Annotated in this window: 1 protein-coding gene; it reads left to right on the top strand. The window is 62.4% G+C overall.

Annotation, left to right across the window (positions count from 1 at the left end; all coding sequences use genetic code 11):
* Nucleotides 1–78: 78 nt before the first annotated feature.
* A protein-coding gene (locus JJQ90_RS26715) for an IS5 family transposase (RefSeq protein ID WP_230411023.1) occupies nt 79–836 on the top strand; the annotation gives its coding sequence in 2 pieces (ribosomal slippage) (nt 79–418 and nt 418–836; 759 coding nt in all).
* The last annotated feature ends 14 nt before the right edge of the window (nt 837–850 follow it).

Below are 850 nucleotides of genomic sequence, written 5' to 3'. Positions count from 1 at the left end.
CTAAGTTCAGGACCCATAAAGGGGTTGCGCGGAAGGCCTGATCTGTGAGTCAACCTGCCTGTGGAGGCGGGGCATACGATGGGCGATCTCTTCTGGCTGACGGATAGGCAGATGGAGCGGCTGACGCCGTTCTTTCCGAAATCGCGCGGGCGCGCCCGGGTTGATGACCGGCGCATCCTGAGCGGGATTATCTTCGTCAACCGCAACGGACTGCGATGGCGCGACGCGCCGGTCGCTTATGGGCCACACAAAACCCTCTACAATCGGTGGGTTCGCTGGAGCCGCATGGGGGTCTTCGCCCGGATGCTGATGACCCTGGCTGAGGCAGGCCAGGACGTGAGCAAGATCATGATCGACGCCACCTACCTGAAAGCGCATCGCACCGCTTCCTCTCTGCACCGGAAAAAAGGGGGCGCAGTCGCCTCATTGGCCTCACAAAGGGCGGCTTGAACTCAAAACTCCACGCCGTGACCGACGCCAAGGGCCGCCCCATCCGGATGTTCCTGACCGCAGGCCAGACCTCGGATTACATCGGCGCGCGTGCCTTGATGTCCTCCCTGCCATCCGCCACCACCCTGCTTGCCGACCGCGGCTACGATGCCGAGTGGTTCCGCAGCGGCTTGCTTGAACGCGGCATCACTCCCTGCATTCCCGCCCGCAAAGGCCGCAAGGTCCCCATCCTCCACGACAAGACCCTCTATCGACAGCGCCATCGCATCGAAAACATGTTCGGCCGCCTCAAGGACTGGCGCCGTATCGCCACCCGCTACGATCGATGCCCCGACATCTTCCTCTCCGCATGCGCCTTCGCCGCCGTCATATTATTCTGGTTGTGAGTCCTGAACCTAGG

The sequence above is a fragment of the Falsiroseomonas oleicola genome (genome assembly GCF_019029495.1).
Classification (GTDB): Bacteria; Pseudomonadota; Alphaproteobacteria; order Acetobacterales; family Acetobacteraceae; genus Falsiroseomonas; species Falsiroseomonas oleicola.
This window is presented reverse-complemented; position numbering and strand designations above follow the sequence as displayed.